Origin of the sequence: Nonlabens sp. Asnod2-A12 (assembly GCF_045063745.1) — a bacterium.
In the GTDB taxonomy this organism is placed as follows: Bacteria; Bacteroidota; Bacteroidia; order Flavobacteriales; family Flavobacteriaceae; genus Nonlabens; species Nonlabens xylanidelens.
On record NZ_JBEFOB010000003.1, the window covers coordinates 602475 to 619336 of the forward strand.

Annotated in this window: 17 protein-coding genes; 3 read left to right on the plus strand and 14 right to left on the minus strand. The window is 35.6% G+C overall.

Annotated elements, in window-relative coordinates:
• Positions 1-861: 861 nt before the first annotated feature.
• Positions 862-1968: an OmpA family protein gene (locus ACJJVJ_RS02820; protein ID WP_405368837.1), complete on the minus strand. Its 1107-nt coding sequence runs from the start codon at positions 1966-1968 to the stop codon at positions 862-864.
• A 137-nt stretch (positions 1969-2105) separates the two neighbouring features.
• Positions 2106-3125, minus strand: coding sequence for a threonine aldolase family protein (locus tag ACJJVJ_RS02825; RefSeq protein WP_405368839.1), 1020 nt, complete (start codon positions 3123-3125; stop codon positions 2106-2108).
• A 120-nt stretch (positions 3126-3245) separates the two neighbouring features.
• Here ACJJVJ_RS02825 and prfB point away from each other — a divergent pair, with 120 nt between their 5' ends.
• The 3 genes from prfB to ACJJVJ_RS02840 all read left to right on the plus strand — a co-directional run bounded on the left by prfB (position 3246) and on the right by ACJJVJ_RS02840 (position 7463).
• The gene (gene prfB, locus ACJJVJ_RS02830) at positions 3246-4352 is read left to right on the plus strand and encodes a peptide chain release factor 2 (protein ID WP_104515069.1); all 1107 of its coding nucleotides are present in this window, start codon (positions 3246-3248) and stop codon (positions 4350-4352) included.
• Positions 4353-4422: 70 nt separating this feature from the next.
• Positions 4423-6867: a TonB-dependent receptor domain-containing protein gene (locus ACJJVJ_RS02835; RefSeq protein WP_405368841.1), complete on the plus strand. Its 2445-nt coding sequence runs from the start codon at positions 4423-4425 to the stop codon at positions 6865-6867.
• Between the two features lie 98 nt (positions 6868-6965).
• Positions 6966-7463 carry a hypothetical protein gene (locus tag ACJJVJ_RS02840; RefSeq protein WP_104515071.1) on the plus strand — a complete coding sequence of 166 codons (498 nt, stop codon included), beginning with the start codon at positions 6966-6968 and terminating at the stop codon, positions 7461-7463.
• Positions 7464-7542: 79 nt separating this feature from the next.
• Here ACJJVJ_RS02840 and ACJJVJ_RS02845 read toward each other — a convergent pair whose 3' ends face one another.
• From ACJJVJ_RS02845 to ACJJVJ_RS02900, 12 genes are all read right to left on the minus strand, one after another.
• Entirely contained in the window at positions 7543-7935 is a 393-nt protein-coding gene (locus ACJJVJ_RS02845) for a protease complex subunit PrcB family protein (RefSeq protein ID WP_405368843.1), read from the minus strand.
• 31 nt (positions 7936-7966) lie between these two features.
• Positions 7967-9103, minus strand: coding sequence for an N-acetyl-alpha-D-glucosaminyl L-malate synthase BshA (gene bshA, locus ACJJVJ_RS02850; RefSeq protein WP_405368845.1), 1137 nt, complete (start codon positions 9101-9103; stop codon positions 7967-7969).
• Between the two features lie 10 nt (positions 9104-9113).
• Positions 9114-12047: a glycoside hydrolase family 3 N-terminal domain-containing protein gene (locus ACJJVJ_RS02855; RefSeq protein WP_405368847.1), complete on the minus strand. Its 2934-nt coding sequence runs from the start codon at positions 12045-12047 to the stop codon at positions 9114-9116.
• A 139-nt stretch (positions 12048-12186) separates the two neighbouring features.
• On the minus strand, positions 12187-12405 hold the full coding sequence (locus tag ACJJVJ_RS02860; protein ID WP_405368849.1) for a hypothetical protein: 219 nt from the start codon (positions 12403-12405) through the stop codon (positions 12187-12189).
• A 15-nt stretch (positions 12406-12420) separates the two neighbouring features.
• Entirely contained in the window at positions 12421-12903 is a 483-nt protein-coding gene (locus ACJJVJ_RS02865) for an ABC transporter ATPase (RefSeq protein WP_348115875.1), read from the minus strand.
• A 3-nt stretch (positions 12904-12906) separates the two neighbouring features.
• Positions 12907-13116 (minus strand): hypothetical protein, encoded by a 210-nt coding sequence (locus tag ACJJVJ_RS02870; RefSeq protein WP_146080379.1) that lies wholly within the window; start codon positions 13114-13116, stop codon positions 12907-12909.
• Positions 13116-13328, minus strand: a complete 213-nt coding sequence (locus ACJJVJ_RS02875) for a hypothetical protein (RefSeq protein ID WP_104515076.1) — start codon at positions 13326-13328, stop codon at positions 13116-13118. The genes ACJJVJ_RS02870 and ACJJVJ_RS02875 overlap by 1 nt, the downstream gene beginning before the upstream one ends.
• Positions 13328-13537, minus strand: coding sequence for a hypothetical protein (locus ACJJVJ_RS02880; protein WP_104515077.1), 210 nt, complete (start codon positions 13535-13537; stop codon positions 13328-13330). The genes ACJJVJ_RS02875 and ACJJVJ_RS02880 overlap by 1 nt, the downstream gene beginning before the upstream one ends.
• Positions 13538-14173: a hypothetical protein gene (locus ACJJVJ_RS02885; protein WP_405368852.1), complete on the minus strand. Its 636-nt coding sequence runs from the start codon at positions 14171-14173 to the stop codon at positions 13538-13540.
• Entirely contained in the window at positions 14174-14965 is a 792-nt protein-coding gene (locus tag ACJJVJ_RS02890; protein WP_405368854.1) for a (Fe-S)-binding protein, read from the minus strand. It lies immediately after the preceding gene.
• 101 nt (positions 14966-15066) lie between these two features.
• On the minus strand, positions 15067-15498 hold the full coding sequence (locus ACJJVJ_RS02895) for a phosphoheptose isomerase (protein ID WP_104515080.1): 432 nt from the start codon (positions 15496-15498) through the stop codon (positions 15067-15069).
• A gap of 3 nt (positions 15499-15501) precedes the next feature.
• Positions 15502-16857 carry a 4Fe-4S dicluster domain-containing protein gene (locus ACJJVJ_RS02900; protein WP_405368856.1) on the minus strand — a complete coding sequence of 452 codons (1356 nt, stop codon included), beginning with the start codon at positions 16855-16857 and terminating at the stop codon, positions 15502-15504.
• Between the last annotated feature and the right edge of the window lie 5 nt (positions 16858-16862).

Sequence of the window (16862 nt, forward strand, 5' to 3'; positions counted from 1 at the left end):
CATCCATTTGCATTCTGTTATTTACATCGAATTGAAAGTTTAAATTATTCTTCCTTTGTAACATAAACGTGTCTACATCTTTATATATAGGGTATATATTTATGCTATCTATGTACAAATTTCTCAAGTCTAAAGACCTAATTCTAATATTTAATGAACTGTTCGTTGGATGATCATGTAATTCGCAGTCTAACTCCATAAAAGATGATTGATATTCTTTATTTAGATAATAAACATTACATTTTTCACAGGAAATCAATAAAGTCAATAATACAAAAATTAATAAGGAACTGAATTTACGCATATTTCATAGTTGTTTTGAAAGTCAAGCCGTCAGGCGATTAATTTAGGTAGGATTATCTTATCAAATTATTTCTGTGGCTTTATTTTTCTTTTTTCAACAGTCGTATTATCAATATTAACTTCATTTCTTTCAGGCTCTATTTTTTTATTATGCACTTCAAGTATTACATTTATAATAGATTTAGTCATAGCTTTAGTATCCTTTCCCTTGCTAGCGCTAGTGCTCGTTTCTAACGAGTACCAAACCAACCAATTAAGAATAGAGTTTAATCAATTCTATAAAACGCTAGATAAAAGTAAAACATAAATTTAGACTTAAAAAAAACATTACTAGCTTTCTTTACTTTACTCTTTTGCTAATGCTCGGTACCAGTTAAAAACTGGCACTAGCGGTCTTGTATAGTTGCCTATCAGAAATATTATTACAAAGTGATTTTTGTATCTAGAGTTTAATGTAAAGTAACCTATGTTAGAATTATCACTTTAAAAAAACAGAACAAAAAAAAGGGCTGTCTTGCGACAGCCCTTTTAATACATTTTTTTGAAACTAACTAGTGACTAGTTGTTGATCAAACGGAATTCAGTACGACGGTTTGCTCTGTGCTCACGCTCAGTACAAGAAACACCATCAGCACATCTGTTCTTTAAACGAGTCTCACCATAACCGTTAGCTACGATACGAGATGCGTTGATACCTTTAGAGATAAGGTAGTTTGCTACAGACTGTGCACGTCTTTCAGATAGAGCTTGGTTAGAAGTTCTAGATCCTTTAGAGTCAGTATGAGAAGCAACTTCTACTTTAGAACCAGCAGTACTGTTAAGAGCAGAAAGAAGTTTAGCGTCGATTTCTCTTTTGTCAGCAGCAGTTAATGTAGAGCTACCAGTTGCCCAGTTGATCGCAAGACCATTGTACTCAACTAATTTACAGTCTACCTCAGACCATACAGTAAGACCACCTTTAGAAACTAATCTCTCACGAGATACAGACTTAGATGTAGAAGGAACAACGTTTTCAGTTGTAGAAGCATCAGACTTTAATACAGTCTTAGTAATGTTAGCATATTCTGCAGGAATTTCAATTTCTTCAACTCTAGCTGGTTGATCAACAACACGTACAGTATAAGTACCTGACTGCTCAGCTACTGGAGTACGGTTAAAAGATGCATCACTTGCAAGAGTAGTTAAAGATACAGTAGTATACTCAGCTGGGTAACCTTTATAACACCAGTAACGACAGTCATCTGGGTTAGAAGAAGTACATTCTGCTGGTGGTACTGAACTCATTTCCCATTGTGCATAAGCTGGCTTCACCTCTACAGTTTCAGTAGTTTTACCAAAAGTAGCTGGAGTAATAGAAATAGTAGAACCTGCTTGTTTCTTAAGGTAAGTTCTAGTTTCAGTCTTATAAGTTGCAGGAATTACTCTTAATTTCTTAGAAGCTTCTTTTACAAGAACTCTTTCTGTAACAGTTTCATAAGTTGCAGGAACAACTTTTAATGTCTTATAAGCTGGTGTTGCCACTAAACTTATAGTTTCATTTTCATAAACGTCAGGCGTTGTACAACGTACATAACATTTACCTGGCTCTGGGTTAGTAGGTAAATCTTGAGCAAAAGCAAAACTTCCTGCCGCGATAGCTACTAAGGATAGTACTAATTTTTTCATTTGGAATAAATTTGATTAATAATTATGGTTCAAAGGTCTTTTAAATTTAGAGTAATCCAATTAAATACCTAGTAAAAATAACCCCTCTTAGATGAAAGCACTAATATTATCGATGAAACACATTTTAACAGTGTGTCTTATAGTTTTGTTATAAAATTCTTAAATAATTGGATTACCGCAATATGATCCTTATGAGTGTAATCTAAATGCGTTACTAATCTCAATTTACCTTGCCCCATATTGCTAATAATCAAATTATTACTACTACAGTAATCCATTACTTGCAATTCATCTTCTACCTCAAAGATCACTATATTAGTCTCTACCTCTTCTACTTTGATAACATAAGGTAAAGTTTTAAGTACCTCTCCTAATTCTTTGGCTCTATCGTGATCTTGTTTTAATCTATCTATATTATGGTCTAATGCATAAATAGCTGCTGCTGCCATATACCCTACTTGTCTCATGCCACCACCTAGTACTTTGCGCACACGCATCGCTTTTTTCATGATCTCCTTCTTACCAGTGAGAACGGTCCCTAGCGGTGTCCCCATTCCTTTAGAAAAACACACAGAAATAGTATCAAATATTTCTCCATATTCTTTTGGATCCTGACCGGTCGCTACCAGAGCATTCCATAAACGAGCTCCATCTAGGTGCAGTCCTAGATTATGGTCGTCACACACTTTTCTTACCTCCTTAAATGTGCTCATATCATAACAGGCACCGCCACCTTTATTGGTTGTATTCTCTAAACAAACTAACGTTGTTAAAGCACTGTGATAAAAATCTGGCGGATTTATAGCCTCCATTACCTGAGCTGCCGTAACCATACCACGATCGCCATCTAATAATCTACAAGAAACACCACTATTAAAAGAAGCGCCACCACCTTCATAATTAAATACATGAGCATATTTATCACATATCAATTGCTCTCCTGGCTGAGTATGCATTTTAATAGCCGCCTGATTTGCCATACTACCAGTAGGAAAAAACAAGGCATCTTCCATACCGAACATTTCTGCAACACGTCTCTCTAATTCGTTAACCGTAGGATCTTCCTTATACACATCATCTCCTACTTCCGCTTGGAACATGGCTTGCATCATTTCTTTGCTAGGTTTTGTTACGGTATCACTTCTTAAATCTATCATATGTTTATGTTCTAGTTACGCTTTCGCGAAAGCGAGATAAAAATAATATCTATACCATATATATGTATCTATAATGGCAAAGAATTTAATTCTATTTTTGCAATCGCCGAAAATAGAACTATGATTACTGCCGAACAGGTTAAAGAATTACAAGAACGTGTTGAAAAACTGAAGGATTATCTACAAATTGATGCCAAACAAATTGAGATAACTAACCTAGAAGAGAAGACCTTTTCACCAGATTTTTGGAATACGCCCAAAGATGCAGAGGTCATCATGAAACTATTGCGTACTAAAAAGCAATGGACTACAGATTATGCTACCGCAGTAACTCTTACAGAAGATCTTGAAGTACTCTTTGAATTCTTTAAAGAAGGTGAGGCTAGTGAAGAAGATGTAATGGCAAAGTACAATGCCACAAATGACCTGATTGAAAAGCTAGAGTTTAAAAACATGCTTTCTAACGAGGGTGATGACATGAGTGCTGTCCTACAAATTACTGCCGGCGCTGGTGGTACAGAGTCTTGTGACTGGGCAGAGATGCTTATGAGAATGTACATGATGTGGGCAGAGAAGAATGGTTATAAGGTTAAGGAACTTAACTTTCAGGCAGGTGATGTGGCCGGTATTAAAACCGTTACTCTAGAGATAGAAGGTGATTATAGTTTTGGCTGGTTAAAAAGTGAAAATGGTGTACATAGATTGGTACGTATATCTCCTTTTGACTCTAATGCAAAACGACATACCTCTTTTGCATCTGTATATGTATATCCTCTTGCAGACGATTCTATAGAAATAGACATTAACCCAGCAGATATTAATTGGGATTTTGCTAGATCTAGTGGTGCTGGTGGTCAAAACGTGAATAAAGTAGAGACTAAGGCCATACTTACTCACCACCCATCTGGTATAGTAATTCATAATTCTGAAACGCGCTCTCAACTAGAAAACCGTGAAAAAGCGATGCAAATGCTTAAATCACAACTTTTTGAAATAGAATTGCAAAAACGTAATGCCGCGAGACAAGAGATAGAAGCTGGTAAGATGAAAATAGAATGGGGTTCTCAAATACGTAATTATGTATTGCATCCCTATAAACTTATTAAAGATGTGAGAACAGGACATGAAACTGGTAATACAGACGCTGTTCTTAACGGTGATATAGACGCTTTTCTTAAAGCTTTCTTAATGGAAAGTAGTAAAGAAAAGCCTAGTGACGAGCTTTAACGTAACTTTAGCAAAGTCTGATTAACCCTTCAGATAGATTTGCCGTCTTAGAAGAAACTTTAAGATTGTTATGAAAAAAATTATTACGTTACTCCTGTTGTTAACGGCGACATTGGGTTATTCACAAAATTCAAATCCCATTACCATTAAGGGTAAATTAGTAGATAAAACTTCTGGTGAGGCGCTAGAATTTGCTACTATTTCATTTATTAGTGCTACTCCTGATAAATCTCCACAAGGTGGTGTTACTGACCTAGATGGTAATTATCAATTTAATGTTACTCCTGGTACTTATACTATTAAGTGGGAATACATCACTTTTAAAAGTCTTATTAAAACAGGCCAGGTTATTGACGCAAATCAAGATTATGGAACTATCGCTCTAGAACAAGACGTTGCAGAGTTAGATGGTGTACTGATCGTAGCAGAAAAAACTACTGTGGACATACGTCTTGATAAAAAAATCTACAACATAGGGAAAGATTTAACTGTACGTGGTGGTAGCGCAAGTGATGTGCTAGATAACGTGCCGTCTGTATCTGTAGATGTAGAAGGAAATGTGGCGTTGAGAGGTAATGATGATGTTACTATTTTAATAGATGGTAGACCGAGTGCTCTCGTAGGATTTAACGGTGCAGAGGCATTAAGACAAATTCCAGCAGATGCGATTGAAAAAATAGAAGTTATAACAGCACCTAGTGCAAGGTATGATGCAGAAGGTACTGCTGGTATCTTAAATATAATTCTAAGAAAAAATAAACTTTTAGGTTTTAACGGTACCCTGCAATTAGATACTGGTTATAACCCACAATTAGGCCTTTCTTTCAATGGTAACTACCGTACTGAAAAATGGAACTTTTTCACCAACACTGGTTTTAGATACAGAGAGACTCCTGGTAACTCTACAACAAATACAGAATATCCAGTCGGTACGGCATTAAATACGTTTGTGAATGAAGAGCGTGATTTTGACCGATTAGGTAGAAACTTCTTTACAAGTCTAGGTGCTGAGTATTTTATAAATGACCAGTCTAGTATAGTTGCAAACATCGTTTACCGTCTAGGTAATGATGACGATGTGAACACAAACGTTATTGAACGTCTGGATGAAAATGGAAATTTAAATGAAGCTACCACACGTGTAGAGGCTGAAGCTGAAGACGATACTAGAGTACAATACTCTCTTGATTACAAGAATGATCTAGATGATAATGGTCAGAAAATTACAGCTAGCATACAGTACTCTACTTCTATCAGTGATCAAAATGCAAACATTCTAGAAACTGAAACTACTACTAACACAATTAATGATGTAGAACGCACATTTACTGATGAAGATGAGCAAAATGCTACAGCGCAATTTGATTATGTTTTACCTATAGGAGAAGACACGCAGTTTGAGGCTGGTTATAGAGGTAACTACCGTGATATTAGCAACTCTTTTTTCTTAGAAGAAATAGCACAAGATGACTTACCTAATGGACCGCTACTTCCAGATGCTGGACTTAACAATACCTTTGATTACGAAGAGTTAGTAAACGCAGTTTATAGTCAGTACGGTAAAGAATTTGGTAAATTTTCTTTCCTTGCAGGTTTGAGATTTGAGCAAACTAATGTTACTATTAAACAAGCTACTAGTAATACAGAAGATAAGAAAGACTACAGCAGCCTCTTCCCTACTCTGAACTTAGGATATGAGTTACAAGACGGTGAAAATATTACTTTAGGGTATAACAGACGTGTAAGAAGACCTCGAGGACGTTTCTTAAACCCTTTCCCAAGTAGATCTAGTGAGTCTAACGTGTTTCAAGGAAATGTAGATCTAGACCCTACTTTTACTAATTCCATAGATTTAGGTTATTTAAGAAGATGGAGTAAATTTACTTTTAATACCTCTATCTATTATAATCGTAGTGATGATAATTGGGAATTTATTCAAGAAGACACAGGTGCTGTAACCGATAATGGTGACCCAATCATAAGACGTACACCAGTAAACCTATCTACACAAGAACGTATAGGTTATGAATTAACTATGATGTACAGACCTTTTAAATGGTGGACTATTAATACAGACTTCAATTTATACAGAGCAACTACCGATGGAGATTTTGGAGGTCAAAATTTTGATTTTGAAAACACTTCATACTTTGCTAGACTGAACCAAAAATTCAGTATCCCATCTGGAATTGATCTGCAGACTAGATTAAATTATCGTGGTGCTTCAGAAAATGCACAAACGACTACCGATGGTATTTTTACTATGAATCTAGCAGCAAGTAAAGACATTTTAGGTGACGATGCTACAATATCTCTTAACGTAAGTGATTTATTTAATAGTCGTAAAAGACAAAGTACTACAATCACTGACGACTTCACAACAGACAGTGAATTTCAATGGAGAGAGAGACAAGTGAATTTAAGCTTTGTTTATAGATTTAATCAAAAGAAGAAAAATGCTCGTAATGGCGGTGCCAACGGTGGTGGCGGTGAGGATTTTGAATTTGAAGGATAAACCTTAACTTCTTTTAAGAACATATCGTATTTAATTAACAATATATAAACTTAACCAATAATTTAACTAGTAGATATTTGTAAAAAATTAAATCAATTATGAAAAAAGTATTTTTTACAGTGATGTTAGTAATAGGTGCAGTAGCCATGAGTGAAGCACAAGAAGTTTCTAAAAATGCGATAGGAATACGTACTGGTGATGGTGACGGTTTTGGTACTGAAATTTCTTACCAAAGGGCTTTAAGCGATAACAATAGATTAGAAATAGATCTAGGTTATGAAAGTGGAGATAATTTTGATGGTTTTAAAGCGACAGGATTATACCAGTGGATGTGGAACATAGAAGGTGGTTTTAACTGGTATGCAGGTGCTGGTGGTGGACTAGGAACTATTAGTCTAGACGACGATTTCCCTGGAAGAAACAACTTTGATGATGATTCTGAAACTTTCATTTTTGCAGCTGGACAAGTAGGTATAGAATACAACTTTGACATTCCATTACTACTTTCTCTAGACGTACGACCAGAGTTTTACTTTGGTGATTTTAGAGATGGAAATGATCTAGATATCGCCTTAGGAATAAGATATCAGTTCTAGAACAGACGTATGATAAACATACTAAAAACGGCGATCATTTCTGATCGCCGTTTTTTTTTATGGTATATATTTCCTGTTACTATTTAACAGTCACCTTTATGGAGTCGGCAGGCTGGTTAGCTAGTAGTACTATTCCTGGTGTTGTCATTCCCATGGTTACCATATCTTGTGGTGCAGGAGATTGAGTATAAATTATATATTTGACTACTTCACTCTTGTTCACCTTTACTTTGGTAAAAGAAAAGCCTCCAGTAGATTTCTGCCCCATTGCAGCAACGATAACAGACTGCTTTTTAAAATCTATAACCGGTAGTTCTAAATGTGGTGATCTCGTTTCATTTAATTGCTCATAAAGTGCTACTAACTCTTTTTCATTATCAATCACATAAGCACTTTCTACTGTAATATTAGTATTGCTTTCTTTAAGAATAGTAATAAAATCCTCGCCGCCAGATTTAAGAGTCTGGTTCACTAATTCTTTTTTGCTACAGCACGAGCTTAGACTAATTAGGCTTAGTGCCAGCAAGCACGTTTTCATATAATTTTTCATATTGTGGTATTATATTTAGTATGTCGTATTGTTCCGCTTTCGCGAAAGCGGCATTCTTAAAATCACTTAAAACCTGATCATCTTTTAAGATCTTAATAGCATTTGCTGCCATCTCATCTATATCACCTACATTGCTTGTAAAACCAGAAACACCATCTTCATTCACCTCTGGAAGACCACCGGTGTTAGAAGAAATTACTGGTGTGCGATTTGCCATAGCTTCTAGCGCTGCGAGTCCAAAACTTTCTTTTTTTGAAGGCAATAAAAACAAGTCCGAAAAGCAAAGGATGCGGTCTATTTCTGTACTGTTTCCTACCCACTTAATTTTCATTTTTAAGCCTGCTTTATTTGCATATTCTTCTGCAGCAAATCGTTCTGGGCCATCACCTACCATAATGAGTATAGAAGGGATTTCTTTTTGAACCTTCTCAAATATTTTGATAATATCCATCACCCTTTTAACTGGGCGCATGTTAGATACATGAGTGATAATGCGCTCTTCTGGAAAAGCCATTACAGACCTGTCACAATCCTTAAACTCGGTCTTATACAAAGACATATCTATAAAATTGGGAACTACATCTATCTCCTTCTTTATGTCAAAAAGCTTTAATGTATCTCTCTTTAAACTAGCTGATACAGATGTAACCGCATCACTATTATTAATACTAAAAGTAACCGAAGGCTTATAAACAGGATGGTTACCAACCAGTGTAATATCTGTACCATGCAACGTGGTGACCATAGGTATTATGATGCCTTGTTCTTTTAACATTTGTTGCGCCATGTAACCTGCATAAGCATGCGGTATGGCATAATGTACATGAAGTAATTCTATGCCATATTCTTGAACTACATTAACCAGTTTACTAGATAATGCAAGGTCATAGGGCTGGTAATGAAATAAAGGATACTCTTCTACATTTACCTCATGAAAGAATATATTTCTAGATAACAACTCTAGTCGTACCGGTTGTTTATAAGTAACAAAATGAACTTCGTGCCCACGTTGAGCGAGTGCGGTACCCAACATGGTAGCAACTACTCCACTACCACCGAAGGTAGGATAACAAACTATAGCTAGTTTCATTAGTATATTTTTAGTCTATGATCGAGTCATAGATTATTTGCTGTATGTTAGTTCTTATATTTTCTTTAATGATAAACCTGTTTCCAGCATCTGGATGCACGCGGTTAGATAAAAATACATAAACTATTTCTTCTTCAGGATCTGCCCAGGTGTAAGCACCGGTAAATCCACTGTGACCAAAACTACTTTTACCTACACAACCACAAGTAGGTCCAGATACTTTTAATTGTGGTTTATCAAATCCTACACCACGTCTCACATCGTTTTCACAGTAATAACAGGTATTAAACTTATCTATGGTTTCTGGTGTAAAATACTGTCTACCACCATAGGTACCGCCTTGCATGTACATTTGCATCATTTTTGCCACATCATTTGCTGTAGAAAATAATCCTGCATGACCACCTATTCCGCCCTGCATGGCAGCGCCTTGATCATGTACATAACCATGTACGAGTTGTCTTCTAAAAAGGGTATCGTTTTCTGTAGGAACAATTTGATTCAAAGGAAATTTGTCACGTGGTAAATATCCAGTACGATTCATACCCAGAGATTCATAAAAATGATTCTGAGTTAATTCATCTAGGTTTTTATTATAATGCTTTTCAATATATTTTTTCATTAAGTAATAAGGAAGATCACTGTACTTATATTCTAGCTTTTTTCTTAAATCACTTGTTTTAATACGATTAAATATCGTGTCTTGTACCTGTATATTTGTGTACATTCCATTTGCCACCTGTATATCAAACCCTTGCTGCGGTCCATTGCTGTAGTATTTTGATAACGGCAGTTTAGTTAATGAATCTAGCGTGTAGATATAAAACGGTATCCATGGCTTAAAACGACCATAATGTGACAGCATTTGTTTTACCGTGATTTGTTCTTTATTAGAACTAGTCAAGTCTATATCTAATTTAGAAATAGAATCGTCTAGAGATACTACATGAGACTCTTCTAACTCCATAACCAGCGGTAATGTTCCCAGAATTTTAGTAACCGATGCGATATCGTACACATCACTCTCATTTACTTTGCTTTTTTTATTATAAGTATGGTAACCATATGTTTTATCTAGAATCACTTTACCGTGTCTAGCCACTAAAATTTGCATACCTGGCGCTCCTTTTCCATCTATGGTATACTTAGCAATACTATCTATTTTTGCCACCATACGAGAGTCTAACCCTACACTAGATGGATTATGTCCATAAGAAAGTCGCTTCACATTCTTTACTTTAATACCATCATTAACATTAAATAATCCAGAACTTACTGGCAATGTACCTACAGCATCTCTCGCGCCAAAAATAATTTGCGCACTCACCTCTTGGCTCATTTTGCTATTTTGATAAGACATGACTATACCCTCAAAGTTTTCGGTAGTTTTAATCTGATCTAGCATATAGGGTCTCACAAAACCATCAAAAACTACATCGTGTTTTCTTGCTATTTCATACAACCACGTTAGCTCGTGCTGTTTTAATCGGTATGATTTCCATGGATTTGCATTACTTCTATGCAGCCCTATAATAACCGTATTGTATTTTTCTAGCATAGTAAGTAGCACATTTAACTTATCTGCTACTACCTTATCGACATTAGTATACCTATTCAATTCTTTAAAAAACACATCTCCACTATCATCTCCTAATTCCACATAAGCGATTTTTTTAGTTTCTAGGTTTTGAAGAGGTAAGATATTATTCTTATTTTTCAGTACTGTAATTGCCTTAGATATAGCATTTTCATACACCACGTCATCTTGCTCTGTATTTAAATCCTTTACTAGATTAGAAATAACAATAGGCTTGTATTCATGAAGACCTACCACATACTTAGACATTAAAATTTTCTTTACAGAATAAGCTAGGCGTTCTTCTGTTACATCACCACTTGCAATTGCTTCTGTGATTTTTGCGATAGACTTCGGTATATTTTCAGAAATAAGCAAGACATCATTACCAGCTTTAAAAGCTGCAAGATCAATCTCTCCAGGTGCGCTGAAGTTACTTGCACCCTTCATATTAAGAGCATCAGTAAAAATAAGACCGTTAAAACCTAATTTAGTTTTCAATATATCGGTCACCACTTTATGGCTTATGCTTGTAGGATAACCAGCACGAGGTTCTAGACTAGGTATATTTAAATGTGCTATCATCACACTAGCCATACCTTCCTTAATCAACTTTCTATAAGGATATAATTCTACACTATCTATACGCTCTGCACTAAAATCTACCGTAGGCAACGTCTTGTGACTGTCTTGATCTGTATCTCCATGACCAGGAAAATGCTTTGCACAAGCTAGTGTACCAGTACTTTGCATTCCTTTCATAAAAGCACCAGCTTTATCCGTCACATTGTACATGTCTTCACCAAAACTTCTATTCCCTATAATAGGGTTCTTAGGATTTGTATTGATATCTACATCAGGAGCAAAATTGATATGAACGCCCAGTCTTTTACAGTGCTCACCTATACGCTGTCCCACTTCATAACTAGAAGTATTACCTGGCGTTGCACCCAGCGTCATATTCCATGGGAAAGCATACGTATCTTCTAGACGCATGGAGAGACCCCATTCTGCATCCATTGCGATTAACATTTTAGTCTTAGATTTTGCTTGTAACTCGTTAGTTAAATAAGCTTGTTCTACAGGACCACCTTTAGAAAAAATAACACCACCTATTTTATGTTTCTCTACCAGATTGCGCACATGGTCTTCATGAGCTTTTCCTTTATTAGAAAACATATCTACCATAAACAGCTGCCCTATCCTTTCTTTTTGAGATAGACTGTTATAAACACTATCTACCCAATGCATTTGGGCGATAGAATCTGCAGCAATAAGAGGCTTGTTATTAGTTAATTGCGCTTGTGATGTGTACGCTTTCGCGAAAGCTAACACTACCAAAAGCAATGATGCATTTTTAAATTTCATATAATATATCCAGAATTTTAAATAAGGAAACCAAGAATCGTTCCTTACTCGAAAGATACCGAAAAACAAAAGGACTGCATAAAAAAACCAGCTTAAAAGTAAGCTGGTTTTTAACTGTTTTATGAACTAAAATTATACCTTAAAGACACTCACAAGTGCAACTATCTCCTTCAAAAAAATCACTGCTGTGATGATAACTCGCAATACCGTCTGGACAGATAAATTGTGCTGTTTCTAAACACTCTTCAGAACTTTTAGCATTCAGGTAACTGAAACTAACTGTCGATATCATGATCAATATCATGGAGATCGCTATAACCACTTTAAATTTATCGATAAAGGCGATTACTCTAGTCATAACAAAAGGAGTTTTCTAGAAAAATCTAGAATGCCAGCTATCGCTTGCCGGTACTTCCCAGTGTTCTTTATATTCTCCTACTGTTTCTACTAGATTATTAAAAACTATGGTTTTAGGAGAAACCGATTTTGCTTTACACATTTTTTTAAAATCTGCTAGATCTTTATGTGCGACATACTGCCCATTTTTAAAAGTAACATTCATCTTATCCATTAAATCCACACGATATGCTTTTTCTATAGACTGTATAAAACGCACACTTGCATCTATAGAACAACCTGTCGCTCCAGCCTCTGACTGGTCCAGACCTATCACTATAAATCTATTATATGGATAGTCTACACCTGCTCTAAGATCTTTACCATGAGCAGTCCACTTCTGTAAAAAATTATCCATTTGTGGTTTTAGCTCATTGATCTCATCAGTTGTAAAAGGTCTATTTGCTTGGTAAATCCATACTCTAGCATCGTCTGGAAGATCTTTGAAATTTGCGTGCATAATTTATTTTTTTGCTTTTAAAGTAAAGTAACTCATTAAAAATAATAAAACCCCAAACAAAAGAGAAGAGAGCAAAGAAGCCTTGAGGTTAAAGGGCTCGTCATCAAAAAAGTAATCATACGACTCCATAATACAAGTAAATATTACCGTAACCGTAATGGTATAAATCAATCTCGCTTTAAGAGATGCTCTATTCTGTTTATTTGTAAACATTACTTTTTCTTTTTATTTATGGAATAACCAGAACTAAAAAAGCCAAAGATAAACATCGCTATGAAAAAGAAAATGTAGTATCCCCAATCAAAGTCTGCCATATCAAAAACGGTAAATATGATGTAACAAAATAAAGTAGTTAAACCAGAGCTTAATAATGCGTAGATAAAACGTGTCTTTACTGGCACTCTATCAAAGTTAAATAAACTCATTATTTTTTATTTTTACTGCTATTTCTCATGGACCACCATATAATACCAGCTACTAATAAACCGAACATTATAAAATCTACAGCAAACTTGAGAATGCTAAAACCTGTATCTTCAGTAATTTGATAAAATATAGACATGATTATGGCATACACAAGACCACCGAATGCTCCTGATAACACAATACTTTTATAATCTAATTTCTCTTTCAATTACTCTTCTATTGTATCAATTCTATCCAGAACTAACATGTTGCGGTATTCCCCTATACGTGGGTCATAAATATCGAGTTCCATTGCGGTAAATACATAAGATTTCTTACCCTTTACAGCGTCTTCTAGTAACTCGTCATTATCCACATAAGTAAGCCATAAAACTTTATGTCTGCGGCCGTCTTCATCTTTTATTTCAAAAGTGGTGAATTTCTTATCGTCAGATTTTACTATTTTACCTGTAAACTCGATGTATTCTTGCTCATCGTATTCTTCTTCTTCAGATGATACTTGTGCTTGTCTAACATCTCTAGCTATCATCATAAAAATAGGTAAAGCCTCTTCACATGTTGATGCTAGTGTTACACCTACCTGCTTTCCTATGTTAAGAGATTTCTGCGGATTTGTTATATCAAGTCCTTTTTCATTAAAATATTCCTGATCATTTGAATACACTTGCATGATACAACGACCAAATTCTAATTCTGCTTTTTCTCTTGTATCAAGACCTTCTTTACCTTCAATACATTCACAAACACCATTAGATAGTTTTGTTATTGCTTCTTTGTCAAATTCCTGTGCATTTACAACTACTGTTGCAAGAAATGCGATACTAAGTAATAATAAATTTCTCATTTATAAATCTGCTGCGCTTGCTATTAATTCTGCTACATCCATTACCTCTACCTGACCTTCTTTTTCTACTGCCTTAACACCGTCTGTAATCATTGTGTTACAGAAAGGACATCCTGCAGCAATAATCTCTGCACCAGTATCTACCGCTTCTTCTGTACGTTCTACGTTTATGTCTTTATTACCTTCTTCTGGTTCTTTAAACATTTGTGCACCACCAGCACCACAACATAAACCGTTGCGACGGCTGCGTTTCATTTCTATAAGTGCTGCGTCTAGTTTTTCTATTAAATCACGTGGCGCTTCATAAATCTCATTTGCGCGGCCTAAATAACATGGATCGTGATATGTGATTTTTTTACCTTTAAATTTCCCACCTTCGATAGTTAATTTACCGTCTGCGATTAAATCTTTAAGAAAAGAAGTGTGGTGTACTACTTCATAGTTACCGCCTAATTCTGGGTATTCATTTTTAAGCGTATTAAAACAGTGTGGACATGCCGTTACTATTTTTTTAATACCATATCCATTCAACACCTCGATATTCATCATGGCTTGCATCTGGAATAAGAACTCATTACCAGCACGTTTTGCAGGATCTCCAGAACAACTTTCTTCTGCTCCTAAAACTGCAAATTCTACACCTGCCTTATTTAAAAGCTTTACAAAAGCCTTTGTTATTTTCTTTGCTCTATCATCAAAACTACCGCTGCATCCTACCCAAAACAAAACCTCTGGTTGTTTGCCTTGCGCTATAAATTCTGCTGCTGTAGGTACTACTAAATTATTACTCATATCTTAAAAATTAAGAATCCAAACAGTATGAATTCAGAATAGGTATAAATTTTTATTATTAATTAGAGGGATCTCGCTTTCGCGAAAGCGAATCCTACAAATTATTTATGGTTTTTAAAAACCTCTATAGTCACTTCTTTTTCTACCAGGTGTGTAAACTCACCTGTATAACGTGTCGCTCTTACCATGTGGTTATCTATCCAGTGGTAATTACCTCCTCTAGGTTTACCCATTAATAAACTATGAAATTTAAATCCATGTTTATTTAACCAGTCTGTAGTCACCTCGCGGTGTTCTTCTGTTCTAGAAGTAAAGAAGCAAATCACATGACCTTGATCATACCATTCATTAAGCGTTTTTAAAGCATCAGGAAATGGTGCACAAGTCGCCATTCTTTCTGGTTCTTCATTAGGCACATCTTCTGTAATGGTACCGTCTATATCGATTAAATAATTCTTTACTCCTTCTGGAAGTACTGGACTAGCTAGAGATCCATCTTCATTAAGGGCTTCATTAAACTGTTCTTCACTCATAATTTACTCTTTTGACCAGTTTAAACGGTCCATTTGGTTATACGGCCATGGCGCACCATTGTTCTCTATGTTACCCATAGTAACATTAAGTTCTGTAGGTGCCGCACTATTTTCTAATACTAAATATCTTCTCATCTCCATTATGATACTTAATGGATCGATACCTATAGGACAAGCCTCTACACATGCGTTACATGTAGTACAAGCCCATAATTCTTCTGGTGTGATGTAGTCGTTTAACAAGGTCTTACCGTCATCTTTCCACTCACCTTCTTTATTTATTACCGCACCTACATCTTCTAGTCTATCACGAGTTTCCATCATGATTTTACGCGGGCTTAATTTCTTACCAGTAATATTTGCTGGACACTCTGACGTACAACGTCCACATTCTGTACAGGTATATGCGTTAAGTAATTGTACTTGATCGAGATCAAAAATATCATTTGCTCCTAGCGCTGCAGGAACTTCGTCTGCCTCACTTGGATCTGGTGCTGCAAATGGATCTGCATCTGGATCCATCATCATTTTTACTTCTTTAGTAACAGCCTCCATGTTAGTCAACTGCCCTTTAGGGGTAAGTTTTGCAAAATATACATTTGGAAAAGCAAGCATAATGTGTAAATGCTTAGACCAGTACAAGTAGTTTAAGAAAATAAGAATACCTACGATGTGCAACCACCAGCAAGTTCTTTCAATAATATGTAAAGTTTCAAAACTTAGACCATCAAATAACGGCGCTATAAAACCACTGATAGGAAAACTACCTGCGTTGATATAATGTAATGCTGCCTCGCTAGTAAACTGTCCTGCAAGAACACCTTGTTGTATGGTAAAGTCTGCTGCGTTCATGGTTAAAAACAACGACATTAAAACTACTTCAAAATAAAGAATATAATTGGCATCATTTTTAGGCCAGCCTTTAAGCTCTCCCATAATGAAACGTTTAATGTTCATTACATTTCTTCTTATCCAGAAAACGATAACAGATGCTAGAACTAAAAATGCAAGGATTTCAAATGTTGCTATCAAGAAATCGTACACACCACCTAAGAAAGGTGCAAATATTCTGTGCTGTCCTGTAATACCATCGATAATGATTTCTAGAACCTCTATGTTAATAATCACAAAACCTACATAAACTACTATATGCAAGAAACCAGCAACTGGACGGCGCACCATTTTAGATTGCCCTAAAGCGATACGTGCCATTTGTGCAAATCGTTCTCCTTTACGGTCAGAGCGATCTACTTCTTTTCCTAGCTTAATATTGCGAATCATTTTTTTAATATTGCTCGCAAAAAATCCTACTCCAGCAATAAGGAGTAATGTAAAAATAATATTAGGTATATATTCCATGGTCA